The sequence below is a fragment of the Bradyrhizobium oropedii genome (assembly GCF_020889685.1).
In the GTDB taxonomy this organism is placed as follows: domain Bacteria; phylum Pseudomonadota; class Alphaproteobacteria; order Rhizobiales; family Xanthobacteraceae; genus Bradyrhizobium; species Bradyrhizobium oropedii.
In genome coordinates this window covers 25,493-40,668 of sequence record NZ_JACMYO010000041.1, presented here as the reverse complement: position 1 = coordinate 40,668, position 15,176 = coordinate 25,493, and the positions used below count along the sequence as shown (strand labels likewise).

The 15,176-nt window shown below is 64.7% G+C and carries 11 protein-coding genes; 5 read left to right on the top strand and 6 right to left on the bottom strand.

Going from position 1 to position 15,176, the window contains the following annotated elements; all coding sequences use genetic code 11:
* Positions 1-56: 56 nt before the first annotated feature.
* The 4 genes from H8A95_RS14115 to H8A95_RS14100 all read right to left on the bottom strand — a co-directional run bounded on the left by H8A95_RS14115 (position 57) and on the right by H8A95_RS14100 (position 5,216).
* Positions 57-1,169 carry a CaiB/BaiF CoA transferase family protein gene (locus tag H8A95_RS14115; protein WP_229183682.1) on the bottom strand — a complete coding sequence of 371 codons (1,113 nt, stop codon included), beginning with the start codon at positions 1,167-1,169 and terminating at the stop codon, positions 57-59.
* 319 nt (positions 1,170-1,488) lie between these two features.
* Complete coding sequence (locus tag H8A95_RS14110; RefSeq protein WP_229183681.1) at positions 1,489-2,289, bottom strand: FAD binding domain-containing protein; 801 nt, start codon at positions 2,287-2,289, stop codon at positions 1,489-1,491.
* 11 nt (positions 2,290-2,300) lie between these two features.
* Complete coding sequence (locus H8A95_RS14105; protein WP_229183680.1) at positions 2,301-4,640, bottom strand: xanthine dehydrogenase family protein molybdopterin-binding subunit; 2,340 nt, start codon at positions 4,638-4,640, stop codon at positions 2,301-2,303.
* 90 nt (positions 4,641-4,730) lie between these two features.
* Positions 4,731-5,216 (bottom strand): (2Fe-2S)-binding protein, encoded by a 486-nt coding sequence (locus H8A95_RS14100; protein ID WP_024583646.1) that lies wholly within the window; start codon positions 5,214-5,216, stop codon positions 4,731-4,733.
* Positions 5,217-5,620: 404 nt separating this feature from the next.
* On the opposite strand from H8A95_RS14100, the gene H8A95_RS14095 reads away from it, so the two are divergent.
* From H8A95_RS14095 to H8A95_RS14080, 4 genes are all read left to right on the top strand, one after another.
* Entirely contained in the window at positions 5,621-7,336 is a 1,716-nt protein-coding gene (locus tag H8A95_RS14095) for a PQQ-dependent methanol/ethanol family dehydrogenase (RefSeq protein WP_163159695.1), read from the top strand.
* Between the two features lie 28 nt (positions 7,337-7,364).
* On the top strand, positions 7,365-8,555 hold the full coding sequence (locus H8A95_RS14090; RefSeq protein ID WP_338027846.1) for a c-type cytochrome: 1,191 nt from the start codon (positions 7,365-7,367) through the stop codon (positions 8,553-8,555).
* A gap of 36 nt (positions 8,556-8,591) precedes the next feature.
* Positions 8,592-9,272: a response regulator gene (locus H8A95_RS14085; protein WP_229183678.1), complete on the top strand. Its 681-nt coding sequence runs from the start codon at positions 8,592-8,594 to the stop codon at positions 9,270-9,272.
* Positions 9,273-9,354: 82 nt separating this feature from the next.
* Positions 9,355-10,134 (top strand): LuxR C-terminal-related transcriptional regulator, encoded by a 780-nt coding sequence (locus H8A95_RS14080; RefSeq protein ID WP_229183677.1) that lies wholly within the window; start codon positions 9,355-9,357, stop codon positions 10,132-10,134.
* Here the strand turns inward: H8A95_RS14080 and H8A95_RS14075 are convergent.
* Both H8A95_RS14075 and H8A95_RS14070 read right to left on the bottom strand, forming a co-directional pair.
* A complete protein-coding gene (locus tag H8A95_RS14075; RefSeq protein ID WP_229183676.1) occupies positions 10,129-11,502 on the bottom strand; it encodes an ATP-binding response regulator in 1,374 nt (457 codons plus the stop codon). The two genes, H8A95_RS14080 and H8A95_RS14075, sit on opposite strands and share 6 nt — an antisense overlap.
* Positions 11,499-12,671, bottom strand: a complete 1,173-nt coding sequence (locus H8A95_RS14070) for an FIST N-terminal domain-containing protein (protein ID WP_229183675.1) — start codon at positions 12,669-12,671, stop codon at positions 11,499-11,501. Before H8A95_RS14070 ends, H8A95_RS14075 begins: the two co-directional genes overlap by 4 nt.
* Before the next feature lie 462 nt (positions 12,672-13,133).
* On the opposite strand from H8A95_RS14070, the gene H8A95_RS14065 reads away from it, so the two are divergent.
* Positions 13,134-15,167, top strand: a complete 2,034-nt coding sequence (locus H8A95_RS14065; protein WP_229183674.1) for a methyl-accepting chemotaxis protein — start codon at positions 13,134-13,136, stop codon at positions 15,165-15,167.
* Positions 15,168-15,176 lie beyond the last annotated feature (9 nt).

The window sequence follows — 15,176 nt, the reverse complement described above, 5'->3', positions numbered from 1 at the left end:
GTCTCTTGGTTGTGGGTCCCGGCTCGCGCTTCGCTTGGCCGGGACGACAGCGAGATTTACTTTCCCGTTTTCCACTCAGCTGTCACATCACCAATGCTCGCCAGCTCCGGCTCGCGGATCGCGGACGGCGTGCGCGAGAAGCGCGGCGCGGGCGCGGGCTGGGTGACGCCGTGGCGTTCGACGAACACCTGCCGGGCCGCCATGTGCGGATGCTTCGGCGCTTCCTCCATGGTCAGGATCGGCGCGAAGCAGATGTCGGTGCCTTCCATGATCGTGCACCAGTCCGCGCGCGATTTGGTCTTGAACACCTTTTCCAGCTTTGCCTTCAGCGCCGGCCAGGCCTTGCGGTCCATCTGCGCGTCGAAGTCGGCGTCGGTGAGATCTGCGTGCTTGCGCAGCAGCGCGTAGAACTGCGGCTCGATCGAGCCGATCGAGATGAAGTTACCGCAGGAGCATTCGTAGACTCCGTAGAAATGCGCGCCGCCGTCGAGGAAATTCTGGTCGCGGCCGCCGCTCCAGCGGCCCTGTGCGGCCATGTCGTAGAACATCGACATCAGCGAGGCCGCGCCGTCGCACATCGCGGTATCGACCACCTGGCCCTTGCCGGACTTCTGCGCTTCCAGCAGTGCTGCGAGCACGCCGACCACGAGATAGAGCGCGCCGCCGCCGAAATCGCCGACCAGGTTGAGCGGCGGCACCGGCTTCTCCTTGGTGCCGATCGCAGCCAGTGCGCCGGTGATCGAGATGTAGTTGATGTCGTGGCCGGCGGCATTCGCCAGCGGGCCTTCCTGGCCCCAGCCGGTCATGCGGCCAAACACCAGTTTGGGATTGCGCGCGAGCACGACGTCAGGGCCGAGGCCGAGGCGCTCCATCACGCCGGGGCGAAAGCCCTCGATCAGCGCGTCGGCATGGCCGAGCAGCTCGAGCACTTCAGCGATCGCCGCCTTGTTCTTGAGGTCGAGCTCGATGACCTTGCGGCCGCGGGTTGCGACCGCCTTCAGATTCTTGCCCGCGCCGACCCGATCCAGCGTGATGACCTCGGCGCCCATGTCGGCGAGCAGCATGCAGGCGAACGGGCCGGGACCGATGCCGGCGAATTCGACGATGCGGAAGCCTGTGAGCGGGCCAGAGGTGCGAGCGGCGGTTTGGGAGGCGGGCTTATCGAGCACGTTGTTGTTCCGTTGTTGCTGTAGGGAAGTAATCGAAGGGCCTTTTCAGCGGCGGTTTGGCGCGCAAGGTGTCACGCCGCTGCCTTTAGGGGCGCGGGCCGGCAGTTGGTCGCCATGGCGATTGGTGTTCGTCTGTTCTGCCGAACGTCATGGGTCCTCTCCCCGGGGTCGTCCACCTGACGGCATTTTTAATTAGCTGATTAGCTAAATTCTCTCGCCTAATGGGGGATGTGGCAAGCCTTTTCGGCTGGAATGCCAGCAAAACGCGAACGGCGCGCATCGCTGCGCGCCGTCTGCATAGGTTCCAGAAGGATAGAGGCTAGCCGGCGGCGGTGACCGCGCGCTGACCCATCACCTTCACGAGGTTCGCGCGGTAATCCGCCGAACCGTGGATGTCGGCGAGCAGGCCGCTTGCCGCAATCGTCACGCTGTCGAGCGCTGAGGCCGCCCAGTTCGCCTTCAGCGCCTGCTCGATCGGGCCGACCCGCATGACGCCGCTCTGTGATGCGCCGGTCGCGGCGACGCGGACGTCGCCCGCCTTGGTCTTGGCGACGAACACGCCGGTCAGCGCGAAGCGCGAGGCCGGGTTCGGAAACTTCGCATAGCCCGCCTTGGCCGGGACGGGGAACGACACCGCGGTGATGATCTCGCCATCCTCGAGTGCCGTCGAGAACAGGCCCTTGAAGAAGTCTTCCGCCGGGATCGACCGCTTGTTGGTCTTGACCGTCGCGCCAAGCGCCAGCACCGCCGCCGGATAGTCCGCCGCCGGGTCGTTGTTGGCGAGTGAACCGCCGATCGTGCCGCGATAGCGCACGGCGGGATCGCCGATCTCCGACGCCAGACTGGCGAGCGCGGGGATCGCCTTCTTGACCGCATCGCTTTGCGCCACATCGTAATGCGGCGTAGCGGCCTTGATGGTGACGGTGTCGCCGGACACGTCGATGCCGATCATGTCCTTGATCTTGGCGACGTCGATCACGTCGGACGGTGCGGCAAGGCGCTGCTTCATCACGGGGAGCAGGGTCTGGCCGCCGGACAGGAACTTGGAGTCCGTGCCCTTGGCGAACTGCGCCACGGCATCGTCGATCGAGGATGCGCGGTGATAGTTGGTCTCGTACATCGTATCCTCCCTCAACCGTGAATGGCGTGCCAGACGCGATCGGGCGTCGCCGGCATTTCCAGCTTGTTGTTGCCGATGGCGTCCGTGATCGCGTTGATCACGGCAGCAGAGGCGCCGATTGCGCCGGCCTCGCCGCAGCCCTTGACGCCGAGTGGGTTGCCCGGACACAGCGTTGTGGTGTGGGAGAGCTGGAACGACGGCAGGTCGTCGGCGCGCGGCATGGTGTAATCCATGAACGACGCGGTCACGAGCTGACCGGTGTCGTCATAGACCACGCCCTCGAGCAGCGCCTGGCCGATGCCCTGGGCAAGGCCGCCATGAACCTGGCCTTCGACGATCATCGGGTTGATCAGCCGGCCGAAATCGTCGGCTGCGACGAAGTTGACGAAGGAGGTCTTGCCGGTGCCCGGATCGACCTCGAGCTCGCAGATGTAGGCGCCGGCCGGGAAGGTGAAGTTGGTCGGGTCGTAGAACGCCGTCTCCTTCAGGCCGGGCTCCATGCCGTCGGGCAGATTGTGCGCGGTGTAGGCGGCGAGCGCGACCATCGGCAGTGCGATCGCCTTGTCGGTGCCGGTGACTTTGAACTCGCCGTTCTCGATCACGATGTCGCTCTCGGATGCCTCGAGCGCGTGCGCCGCGATCTTCTTGGCCTTGGCCTCGACCTTCTCCATCGCCTTCACGATCGCCGCACCGCCGACTGCGATCGAGCGCGAGCCGTAGGTGCCCATGCCGAACTGCACCTTGTCGGTGTCGCCATGGACGATCGAGACCTGGCTGATCGGCACGCCGAGTCGTTCTGCGATGATCTGGCAGAACGTCGTTTCGTGGCCCTGGCCGTGGCTGTGCGAGCCGGTGAGCACCTCGATGGTGCCGACCGGATTGACGCGAATCTCGGCCGATTCCCACAGGCCGACGCCGGCGCCGAGACTGCCGACCGCCTTCGAGGGCGCGATGCCGCAGGCCTCGATATAGCAGGAGACGCCGATGCCGCGCAGCTTGCCGTTGGCTTTCGCCTTGGCCTTGCGGGCCGGGAAGCCGGCATAGTCGATCGCCTTCATCGCGGCATCGATCGAGGCGTGGAAGTCGCCGATGTCATACGCCATGATCACGGGCGTCTGATACGGGAACTGGTTGATGAAGTTCTTCTTGCGCAGCTCGGTCGGATCGACCTTCAGCTGCCGCGCCGCCGTCTCCATCATCCGCTCGAGCAGATAGCTCGCCTCGGGTCGGCCTGCGCCGCGATAGGCGTCGACCGGCGTGGTGTTGGTGTAGACACCGATCACCTCGGCATAGATCGCCGGGATCACGTACTGGCCCGACAGCAGCGTCGCGTAGAGATAGGTCGGGACCGCCGACGAGAACAGCGACATATAGGCGCCGAAATTGGCGTGGGTCTTCACCCGCAGGCCAAGGATCTTGTTGTCCTTGTCGAACGCCATCTCAGCCTTCGAGACATGGTCGCGGCCATGCGCGTCGGTGAGGAAGGCCTCAGAGCGATCGCCGGTCCACTTCACCGGACGATTGACCTTCTTGGAGGCCCACAGCGCCACCATCTCTTCCGGATAGATGTAGATCTTGGAGCCGAAGCCGCCGCCGACGTCGGGCGCGATCACGCGCAGCTTGTGCTCGGGCGCGATGTTGTAGAACGCCGACAGCACGAGGCGGGCGACGTGCGGATTCTGCGACGTGGTGTAGAGCGTGTAGTGCTCTTCGGCCTGGTCGTAATGCGCGACCGCCGCGCGCGGCTCCATCGCATTCGGCACCAGGCGGTTGTTGGTGAGTTCGAGCGTCACCACATTCGCCGCCTTGCTGAAGGCGTCGCCGACTGCGGCTTCGTCGCCGATGTGCCAGTCATAGACGATGTTGCCGGGGGCTTCCGGATGCAGCTGCGGCGCGCCCGACTTGATCGCGGCCCTGACGTCGGCCGCCGCGGGAAGCTCTTCGTAGTCGACGACGACGGCTTCGGCCGCGTCCTTGGCCTGGTTCTTGGTCTCGGCGATCACGACTGCGACGGCCTGTCCGACGAAGCGCACGGTCTCCGGCGCCATCGCCGGCCACGCGCCCATTTTCATCGGCGAACCGTCCTTCGAGGTGATGGCCCAGCCGCAGATCAGATTGCCGACCTTGTCGTCGACGATCTGCTGTCCGGTCAGCACCGCGATCACGCCGGGCATCTTCATGGCCTCGGTGGAGTTGATGCCCTTGACCTTGGCATGTGCGTGCGGGCTGCGGATGAAGTGAGCGTAGCTCATGCCGACCATTTTAACGTCGTCGACGTAACGTCCTTGTCCGGTGATGAACCGGCGATCTTCCTTGCGCACGACGCGTGCGCCAATTCCTTCAACACCCATGGTCTAGTCCTCCCGACCGGAGATTCGATTTGCCGCCGTTTCCATCGAGACCGGCGGTGATGAGCTTGATCGTGTACGGCGCGCGGGCTGCTATTCGGCGGCCTGCGCGACCTTCATGCGGCCGGCGGCGTCGAGCACCGCCTTGACGATGTTGTGGTAGCCGGTGCAGCGGCAGATGTTGCCTTCGAGCTCGTGACGAACCGTTTCCTCGTCGAGCTTGCCGCCATGGCGATGCACGATATCGACCGCGGACATGATCATGCCGGGGGTGCAATAGCCGCACTGCAGGCCGTGATTGTCGCGGAACGCCGCCTGCATCGGGTGCAGCTCGTCGCCTTTGGCGAGGCCTTCGATCGTGGTGACGTTGGAGCCCGCCGCCTGGCCGGCCAGCATGGTGCAGGATTTGACCGCCCGTCCATCGACATGGACGACGCAGGCGCCGCACTGGCTGGTATCGCAGCCGACATGGGTGCCGGTGAGGTTCAGGTTTTCGCGCAACAGGTGCACGAGGAGGGTTCGGTCCTCAACGTCGACCGAGACCGCCTTGCCGTTTACCGTCAGTTTGACTGTAGACACGCGTTTCTCCCAATAGCTTCGTTATGGGCCCAGTAGACCACGCTTCATAGGGGACGTAACCGCGATCAAAGTCGTAGTTACGGCCCTGTCACGAAGGCTCCGGGCTGTGCCTGCGATCCTAGCAGGCGGCCGTGCAATGGGCAATTTGCAAGCGGCTGCCGGCGTGCTCCGGCGTGACGAAAATGCGCTGCGGCGCAAGCGATTTTCGGCAGATCGATGCTGCTTGCGGCACGCCGAAATCGCCGCCGCGATTGCTACTACCTTCCGCCTATAACGACGCAACTGCGTTGCTGTCATTTTCACCGCCGATGCAGCGACAGAAGATCGCTGGTTCATGAAATTCGGTAGCGATCCGCGCCCGCGATGCATCCATCGCGGCAACGAAACCATATTGGAGGAAGCCAATGAAGCTGAGGAGCGGGATTTTCTTTGCCGGCGTGTCGCTGGTCGCCATGGTCATGGCAGGCATTGGTGCGTCGAGAGCGAATGATTCCGTCGTGAAGGCGGCGTCCGATCCGAACGGATGGGCGATCGCCGGCCACGATTACGGCAATACGCGCTTCAGCCCCCTGAAGCAGATCAATTCCGAGAATGCGGGCAAGCTGCAACTGGTCTACTCGCTGTCGCTTGCGTCGTTGCGCTCCAACGAATCGTCGCCAGTCGTGATCGGCAAGAACCTGTACGTGTCGACCTCATGGGGTCCGAAATACGTCTATGCGATCGACGCCGCGACCGGCGCGCGCAAATGGACCTGGCAGCCCGACATTCCGGATGACGTGCTTCAATATGCCTGCTGCGACGTCAATAACCGCGGCGTGTCCTATGCGGACGGCAAGATCTTCGTCGGCCGGCTCGACGGCAAGCTGACCGCGCTCGATGCCGAGACCGGCAAGGAGCTCTGGACCTCGACGGTCGTCGACTACAAGCAGGGCTCGGTCATCACCTCGCCGCCGCTCATCGTCCGCGACAAGGTCATCACCGGCTTCGGCGGCGGCGAATACGGCGTCCGCGGCTCGCTGCAGGCCTTCAACCTCAAGGACGGCAAGCTGCTTTGGCAGACCTTCACGGTGCCGGCGCCGGGTGAACCCGGCAGCGATACCTGGAAGGGCGACACCGGGCTGCATGGCGGCGGCGCCGCCTGGCTGGTCGGCTCCTACGACGCCAAGTCCGACACGGTCTACTGGGGTACCAGCAATCCGGGGCCGTGGAATACGGGCGTGCGCTCCACCGGCGACGGCAATTTCGGCAAGCTGACCAATCTCTATACGGCCTCGACGCTGGCGATCGATCCCAACACCGGCAAGATCAAGTGGCACATCCAGGGCACGCCGGCCGACGCCTGGGACTATGACGGCGTCAACGAGCTGCTGCTCGCCGACCTGAAGATCAAGGGCGCCGAAACACCCGTTCTGATGAAGGCGGACCGCAACGGCTTCTTCTTCGTGGCCAACCGCGAAACCGGCAAGGTGATCTCGGCCGAGAAGTACGTCTTCGCCAACTGGGCCAAGAAGTGGGACATCAACACGATGCGGGCGGAAGAGGATCCGGACAAGCGCCCCGGCCCCGGCCACCCCGCCAAGGACATCTGCCCGAACCTGATCGGCGGCAAGAACTGGCAGCCGATGTCGTTCAACCCGCAGACCGGCCTCGTCTACATCCCGAGCAACAATGTCTGCATGGATTGGTCGGTCAGTGACGTGAACTACAAGCGCGGCGTGTTCTATCTCGGCGCCGAATTCCCGACCAAGCCTGGCCCCGGCGGCTTCCTCGGCGAACTCGTGGCCTGGGATCCCGTGGCCAACAAGAAGGTGTGGAGCATCAAGGAAGACCTGCCCTTCAACGGCGGTACGCTGACGACCGGCGGCAATCTGGTGTTTTCAGGCAATCTGCACGGCGACTTCCGCGCCATCGATGCCAAGAACGGCAAGGTGTTGTGGAGCAAGAACCTCGGCAGCGGCATCGGCGCCGGTCCGGTGACCTATTCGGTCGACGGCAAGCAGTATGTCGCGATCGTGGTCGGACGCACCGCGGCGCTGCCGGCCTTCCTCGGTGACATCGGCAAGAAGATGGTCGCCGCGGCGCCGGAAGGCGGGTCGCTGTTCGTGTTCGCCCTGCAGTAACCACCGTCACGAGGAGGCAGCATTGTCCGTGTCCCGCATCAAGTCCAATGAAGTGCCCAGCTCTGCGCGCAGCGCACGGTTGGGAAAGGCGATCCGGACCGTGCTGCTCTCCGCCACGTTGCTCGCGCCGGCCTTCCCGGCCGGCGCGGAGGAGGCCAAGCCGCTGCTGCGGCTTTGCGCTGATCCGACCAATCTGCCGTTCTCGAGCGACGAGCCGGGCAAGCCCGGCCTCTATCTCGAGATCGGCCAGGCGGTGGCGCAAAAGCTCGGCCGCACGGTGAGCTATAATTGGTACAAGTCCTATTTCGGCAAACGCACCGTGCGGGAGACGCTGCTCAGCAAGCAGTGCGACGCCATGGTCGGCCTGCCCTTGATCGAGGATTTCATGGGGCCGGCGGTGATCTTCTCGAAGCCGATCGCTCATGAAGGCTACGCGCTGGTCGGCGCCAAAGATCGCAAGTTTGCCGGCGTCGACGACCTCAGGGGATTGCGGGTTGCGGTGCAATATCAATCGACGCCGCAGAACCTGCTGGCGATGCGTGACGATATCCAGAAGGTCACCGTGCTCAGCCCGGAGGAGGGCATGACGGCCCTCGAACAGGGCAAGGTCGACATCGCGTTCATCTGGGCGCCGGTGGCGGGCTGGCTCAACAAGACGACCTATGGTGACAAGTACCAGATCGTGTCGACCGAGGGCGACAGCCTGCTCTGGGCGACCGCGATCGGCTTCGCCAAGGCCTCCGGCGCGCTGCGCGATGAGGTCGACGGCGTGCTGCCGTCGCTGCAGCCGGAGATTTCGGCCCTGTTTGCCAAATATGGTGCGCCGAACGGCGCTCCCGTGAAGTTTGGCCAAATGGCCCCGGCGACGATATCGTCCGTCGGGACAAGCGAGCCGGTCACGGTCGGGCAGGCGACGGCGGCCGAGAAGCCGGTGCAAACCGCCGCGGCTGCCGGGGACGCCAACGCGGGCCGGGAGGTGTTCAACGGAACCTGCGCCCATTGCCACGGTCCGGACGCGGTGCAGGCCGAGCGAAAGATCGACCTCAGGCTGCTGAAGAAGCGCTATGCTGACGACATGGAATCGACATTCTGGAAGACGGTCCATGACGGGCGGCCGGCCAAGGGCATGCCGGCCTGGAAGGATGTCTTCAGCGACGACGAGCTCAGAAACGTATATGCCTATCTGCAGAGCGTGCAGGATACCGGCGGGTCGAACTAGCTGCCGCTACCAGCAAAGAGCAGTGCGAGGGTCCTCATGATGGGGTTCCTGATCATCGACGATCACCCCCTGTTCGGGGAGGCGCTTGGCAACGCCATCCGCATCTCGCATCCCGATGCCCGGATCTATGAGGCCACCTCGATCAAGGGGGCGCTTGGCATCCTTGCCAGCGAGCCGAATATCGATCTGGCGCTGCTCGATCTGCTGCTGCCCGACGTGGTCGGCTTCTCCGGCTTCCAGAAGATCAGGGATCGCTATCCGCGGCTGCCGATCGCCATCGTGTCCAGTGAAGAAGACAAGCACACCATCCGCGAGGCGCTGGAAATGGGCGCGGTCGGCTATCTGCCGAAATCGACCTCGCTCGGCGAGCTGTCGCAGGCGATCGCGCGCGTGCTGAGCGGATCGGTCTCGGCGCCGCGGGATTTCGTCGCGGTCGGCGCGCTGGATCATTCCGAGACGGCGCGGACGCTGCGCGAGCGGATTCAGAAGCTGACGCCGCAGCAAATTCGCGTGCTTCATCTGATCGTCCGCGGCCTGCAGAACCGCGAGATCGCCTCCGAGCTCAAGCTCGCGGAGTCCACGGTCAAGGCGCATGTCACCGAGATACTGCGCAAGCTGAAGCTGTTCAGCCGCAACAAGGCGATCATCGAGCTCGGCAAGATTCCGCTTCCGGTCCTTGAGACCAGCGCGGGTACGAAGGCGGAGAAGGCGCCTTAGTCGCTTGCTGCGCTGCGAGGCGAACGCATTGACTATCCGCCTATAGGCTCTCGGTCGGCTTTGAGATAACGTCGTGCACATAATGGCTGTCATCAGCGATCCGAGGGAGGACGGCGCAGCATTGACCACGACCGCGCCCCTGGCGGACGAGCCGCCGCTCGAAAAGGCGGGTGCGCCTCGACTGCTGATCGTCGAGGATCACCCGCTGTTCCGTGCCGCCCTGATCGGAGTGATAAGCGCCGAGTTTCCCGACGCCGAGGTGCTGCAGGCAACCTCGATCGACGGCGCGCTGGATGTGATCGCCGCGCGCGACGGGCTTGATTTGATTCTGCTCGATCTGTCGATGCCGGGAACCACGGGCTTGCTCGGTGCCTACCGGGTGCGGGCCGCTGCGCCGCGCAGTGCGCTGGTGATCGTGTCGGCGCATGACGATTCCCGGATCATCGGCGGCGCGATCTCGCTCGGCATTTCCGGCTTCATCCCCAAATCGACACCGAAGGTCGAGCTGGCGCGTCTGTTGCGCGGCATCCTCGAAGGCGCGGTGTGCCTGCCGACGCGATTCCGCGACACGGCCGCGGCGCGGAAGGGCCAGGCCGAGACCAAGGAGCTGGTGCAGCAGCTCGGCCAGTTCACCGCGCAGCAGCTTCGCGTGCTCGACATGATCTGCCGTGGTTTGCAGAACAAGCACATCGCCTATCAGCTCGATATCTCCGTCACCACCGTGAAGGTGCACGTCTCCGAGATCCTGCGGAAGCTCGGCGTACGCAGCCGGACCGAGGCGATCATCGCGCTGTCGAAGCTCGATTTCGGCAAGCACGACCATGCGCCGGTGACGGCCTCGTCGCACAACGCTGAATCATAACCGCGCGCCGGACTGCTCCGCCGCCAGCAGGAACGACAGCAGCGAGCGCATCTCGGCCGGCTTGATCGGCTTCTTCAGGAGTTCGTGGCCGAAGGCCGAGACGTCGGAGGCGGCCTTGGCCGAGTAGTCGGCGGTCACGATGATCGCCGGAACCTTGGCGTTGATTTCGCCGCGGATCACATCGACGGCCTGGATTCCGGTCTCGCCATTGTCGAGGTGCAGGTCGGCGATGATGGCGTCGGGAATGCCGTCGAGCGCGTGGATGCGTTCGAGCGCCTCGGTCTTGGAGATCGTCACCGCGACGTCGCAACCCCATTTCTCCAGCAGATGGGCGAGACCCTCGGCGCTCGAGAGGTCGTTCTCGATCAGCAGGATCTTCGCGCCCTCCATACCGCCATAGCGATAGTCGACGCTGGCCTGTTCGCGCACGGGGATCGCAACAGGATCGAGCGTGCGAGGCACCGTGACCGAGAACACCGAGCCTTTTCCGGCGCGCGAATTCAGCCTGATGTTGTGGCCGAGCAGGTCGGCAAACCGGCGCACGATCGACAGGCCGAGTCCGATGCCCGCCTTGTCGCCGGCACTGGTCTCGCCGCGTTGAAACTCGACGAAGATGGCTTCGCGCTGGGCTTCCGGGATGCCCGGCCCGGTGTCGTGCACCTCGATGCAGATGTCGTCGCCCTTGCGGCGGCATCCCATCAGCACGGTGCCGCGCTGGGTGTAGCGCAGCGCATTGGCGACGAGGTTCTGCAGGATCCTGCGCAGCATCAGCGGATCGGAGCGGACCACGGCAGACGACGGCATGATCCGGAAGCCGAGGTTGCGCTTGGCGGCGGTCGCGGTGAATTCCTGCTCCAGCGGCTCGAACAGCGAGGCAATCGCGACCGGGCCGAATTCGGGCCGCAGCACGCCCGCATCGAGCTTCGAGATGTCGAGCAGCGTCCGCAACATGTCTTCGAGCGTCGCCAGCGAACGGTCGACCTGGTCGGTCAGCGCGACGCTCTTTGGCTCGGTTGCCATTTCGGTCAGTGCGGACAGCGTCAGCCGCGCCGCATTCAACGGCTGCAGCAGGTCGTGCGTCACCGAAACCAGCACCGATGATTTCAGCGAGCTTGCCGCCTCGGCCTGCTGCTTGGCCTGCAGCAGGCGTCCGTTGGTCTTCTCCAGCGATTGCAGCGCCTGCTTGAGCTGCTGGGTGCGGTCGCGGACCTGCTGGTCGAGTGCAATGGCGGTCTCGAACAGCGAGAAGGCGTTGAGCTGTTGGTCGGTCGAACGTTCGACGCGCGACATCAGCGCCGCGTTGATCTTGCGCAGCTTCTCGGTTTCGCGTTCGAGGGCCGCAATGCGCGTGGTTTTGGTGTCGGTCATTGCGGCGCGAGTGCCCGCTTGCCGATGGCGATGCCGGTCAGCGTCTGGTTGACGTGCATTGAGCGATACTGCTCGCCATAGGTCTGAAAGCCAATCACTTTGTTGCTGCGATAGAGCTCCGACATCTCCCGCGACAGTTGGCGCTGCTCGACATCGAGCCGGCGCAGCACGCATTCGAAGCCGATGAACATCGAGACCTCGCCGAGATCCTCGGTCAGCTCCTTGAGCATGCGGCTCGTCACGTCGATCGGGTCGCGCTCGCGTGCCACCGTCAGCACCATGCCCTCGTCGATGGCGCAGAAGAATTGCAGCGATCCGTCGGGGTTCGTGCGCTGGATCGACCGCGCGTAATAGGCGCCGCCGACGCGGACCAGGACCGGATGCGCGGCAAAGGAGAACAATTCGAGCTTGCTGTCGCTGAGGCCGACGGCGCGGGAATATTCCAGCGCGGCCGGCTCGGCGTTCAATTCCTTGACGATGCGGTGCTCGATGTCGGCCTCGGTCACCACCATCTTGGTCGAGGTCGGCTCGAAATGGTCGCACTTGAACAGGCGGAACGGCAGCCGGGTCCGGATCAGGATCAGGACGGCAGCGTCGGTGAAGGCCTCGCCGCCATGGAAGACCCAGGACTTCTCGAAGCGCAGGCCGTCGCCGGCGGAGCCGCCGACCACCGGGATGTCGCCGAGCGAAGCGTAGATCGCCGACATGATGGTCTCCTCACGCTGGCACATGCCGTCGATGAAGAGCAGCCCGAAGGAATCGTCGGTATGATCGCAATGTTCGGTGCGCAGCGCGAACTCGTTCTGCAACTCGGTGCAGATCGAGCGGCCATGATCGACCCGAAATGTCGCGAGATCGAACAGCGGCCGGGCTGCGATGACGAAATCGGCCGCGTTGAAGCCCATCGCGACGACGCTGTCCTCGTCCCAGCCGCCAGGCGACAATTCGCCGGCCGTGGTGCAGCCGAAGATCGGAACGTCGGGCACCTGCCGCGACAGCTCGGCAATGAATTGCTTCGGATCATAGAACGGCGACACGAACACCACGAGCATGGCGAGATCAGCCGCCGCCAATTGGCGCGCGATCTCGTCCGCCGCCTCCCGCGGTCCGTCGGTCTTTGCCTGCACCACGACAATGCTGTCAGTGGCGCTGCCGTTCTCGTTCGCCAAAGGCGTTCTCCCTGACCAGAATTTTTTGCTTTTCTTGGCGCGGCCGGCTGGGCTCGCGCGGGTCGTAAGGGCGTCCGGGCCATGCCGCGATGGTTCGCGGCCAAGTCCGTCTTTATAATCTAGGTCGTGAGGGGGAATGTCATTGGCCGGGCCACTTCGCCGGCAGCTACGCTCGCCGCGAGCGCCAACGGCGCCGGTCGACGCGATGACATGGGACACCTCCCGATGTGTTCTCCCGGCCCGGGCAGGGACAGGTTTGATCGGTTCTAAAGTATCGGGCCGGCCCCGCGCGTCAATCACCTTGCCCACCCCTCTGGCCCGACCAAGGTAGTACCGCGCCGAACCGAACGGCCGCTGCCCATTTACCGGGCCTTATTGATTCTGCCTTAGTTTTGCCCTCCGGGGCTGGGGCGGGTTGCTGCCGGACCCCGCGTGGTTTTCAGAATGAAGACGGGGGTTGGAATGCCGGGACTGAAGCGATCGCTCTCGATCAGGTTCCCAACCCTCAGATTTCAAGCCAAGATCATGCTCGGCTTTGCCGTCACGCTGGCGCTGTCGGCGGCCACCATGGGCTTTGCCTATATGGGCTTCGAGCGGGTCTCCGCCGGTGTCGGCTCCTACCGCCAGAGCGTCGCGGAAGCCGACCTCGCCCGCAACATCGACCGCGAAATGATCTCCTACCGTTCGCTGGCGCGCTACTACGTCGCGACCGGCAAGGAGGACGACGCCAAGGCCGCGCTCGCCGCCGAGGCCAGCCTGAAGGACGCCATCGTGGCGTCGATGAAGGGCACCACCAATCCGGCCCGGCTCGAGCAGGTCACCAAGCTGGAGCGCGAATTCCGCGCCTTCACCAAGATCTTTGCCGAGATCGTCCGCATCAAGGACGACAGCGCGCAGATCGCGCAGAACAAGCTCACCCGCAGCGCGACCGCGATGCGCTACAAGCTCGACGATCTCCCGAGCAACGCCGATGATTCCGAGCTGCAGTCGATCCAGTTCGGCGCCAAGAAGGTGGCCGACCAGTTGCTGTCGATCACCGGGGCGGTCAACGGCTTCGTCGTCAACGGCGACAAGACCGTCGCCTCCAGTGCGCTCGCCCGGCTGAAATTCGCCGACAATCTGGTGAAAGGCATCACCTCCAAGGATGAGCGGATCACCCAGAGCGTGAAGGACATCACCGCGCTGCTCGAAGAGTATCGCGAGGCGCTCGCCAAGCTGATCGCGAATGCCAAGTCGATCGACGAGCTGACCGTCGAGATGACCGAATCCGCGGCCGCCATCAGCCAGGGCGCGGCGGCGATGAAGTCCGATCTGCTCGCCGACCAGAAGCGGCTCGAGAACGAATCGCATTCCATGATCGGCGAGACCGAGCAGCTGATCCTGATGCTCGCCGCCGGCAGCTTCGTGCTCGGGCTGGTTTGGGCGTTCCTGCTCGGCAAGGGCATTTCGCGGCCGATCGCGGCGATGTGCGCGGCGATGCGCGAGCTTGCGGCGGGCAATTTCGACGTCGTGCTGCCCGGCCTCGATCGCCGCGACGAGCTCGGCGAGATGGCCGGCGCTGTGGAAGAGTTCAAGGTCCAGGCGATCGCCAAGGCCGAGCGCGATGCCGCGACCCAGGAAGCGCAGAACAAGGCGAGCGCGACCGCGCGGCGCAATGAGCTGATTCGCTTTGCCGACGAATTCGAATCCGCCGTCGGCTCGATCGTCTCCAACGTGTCGGCCTCCGCCGTGCAGCTCGAATCGGCGGCGGGGACGCTGACGCGGACCGCGGAGACCACGCAGAACCTGTCGAGCCAGGTCGCCGACGCCTCCGAGGAGGCCTCCAGCAACATGCAGTCGGTGGCATCAGCGACCGAGGAGCTGTCGGCATCGGTCGACGAGATCGGCCGCCGCGCCAAGGAATCCAGCCAGATCGCCGATTCCGCCGTGCGTCAGGCCGAGCAGACCGATGCGCGGATCGGCAAGCTCTCGCGCGCCGCGCAGGAGATCGGCGACGTGGTCAAGCTGATCACGGCGATCGCCGAGCAGACCAATCTCTTGGCACTGAACGCCACCATCGAGGCTGCGCGTGCGGGCGATGCGGGCCGTGGCTTCGCGGTGGTTGCCTCCGAAGTGAAGTCGCTGGCGAGCCAGACCGCACGAGCCACCGACGAGATCTCCACCCACATCTCCGGCATGCAGGCCGCGACGCAGGAATCGGTTGCCGCGATCAAGGAGATCGGCGGCACGATCGGGCAGATCTCAGGGATCGCGACCAACATCGCAAGCTCAGTCGAGCAGCAGAGCGCGGCTACGCAGGAGATCGCGCGCAGCGTGCAGAACGTTGCGCAAGGCACCCAGGAAGCCGCTTCCAGCGTCACCCAGGTCAATCGCGGCGCCACCGAGACGGGCGCCGCCTCCGAAGAGGTGCTGAATTCGGCCCGCTCGCTGTCGGTCGAGAGCTCGCGGTTGCGCGAGGAGCTCGACCGCTTCATGGCCAATATCCGCGCGGCGTAGCTGGCGCTG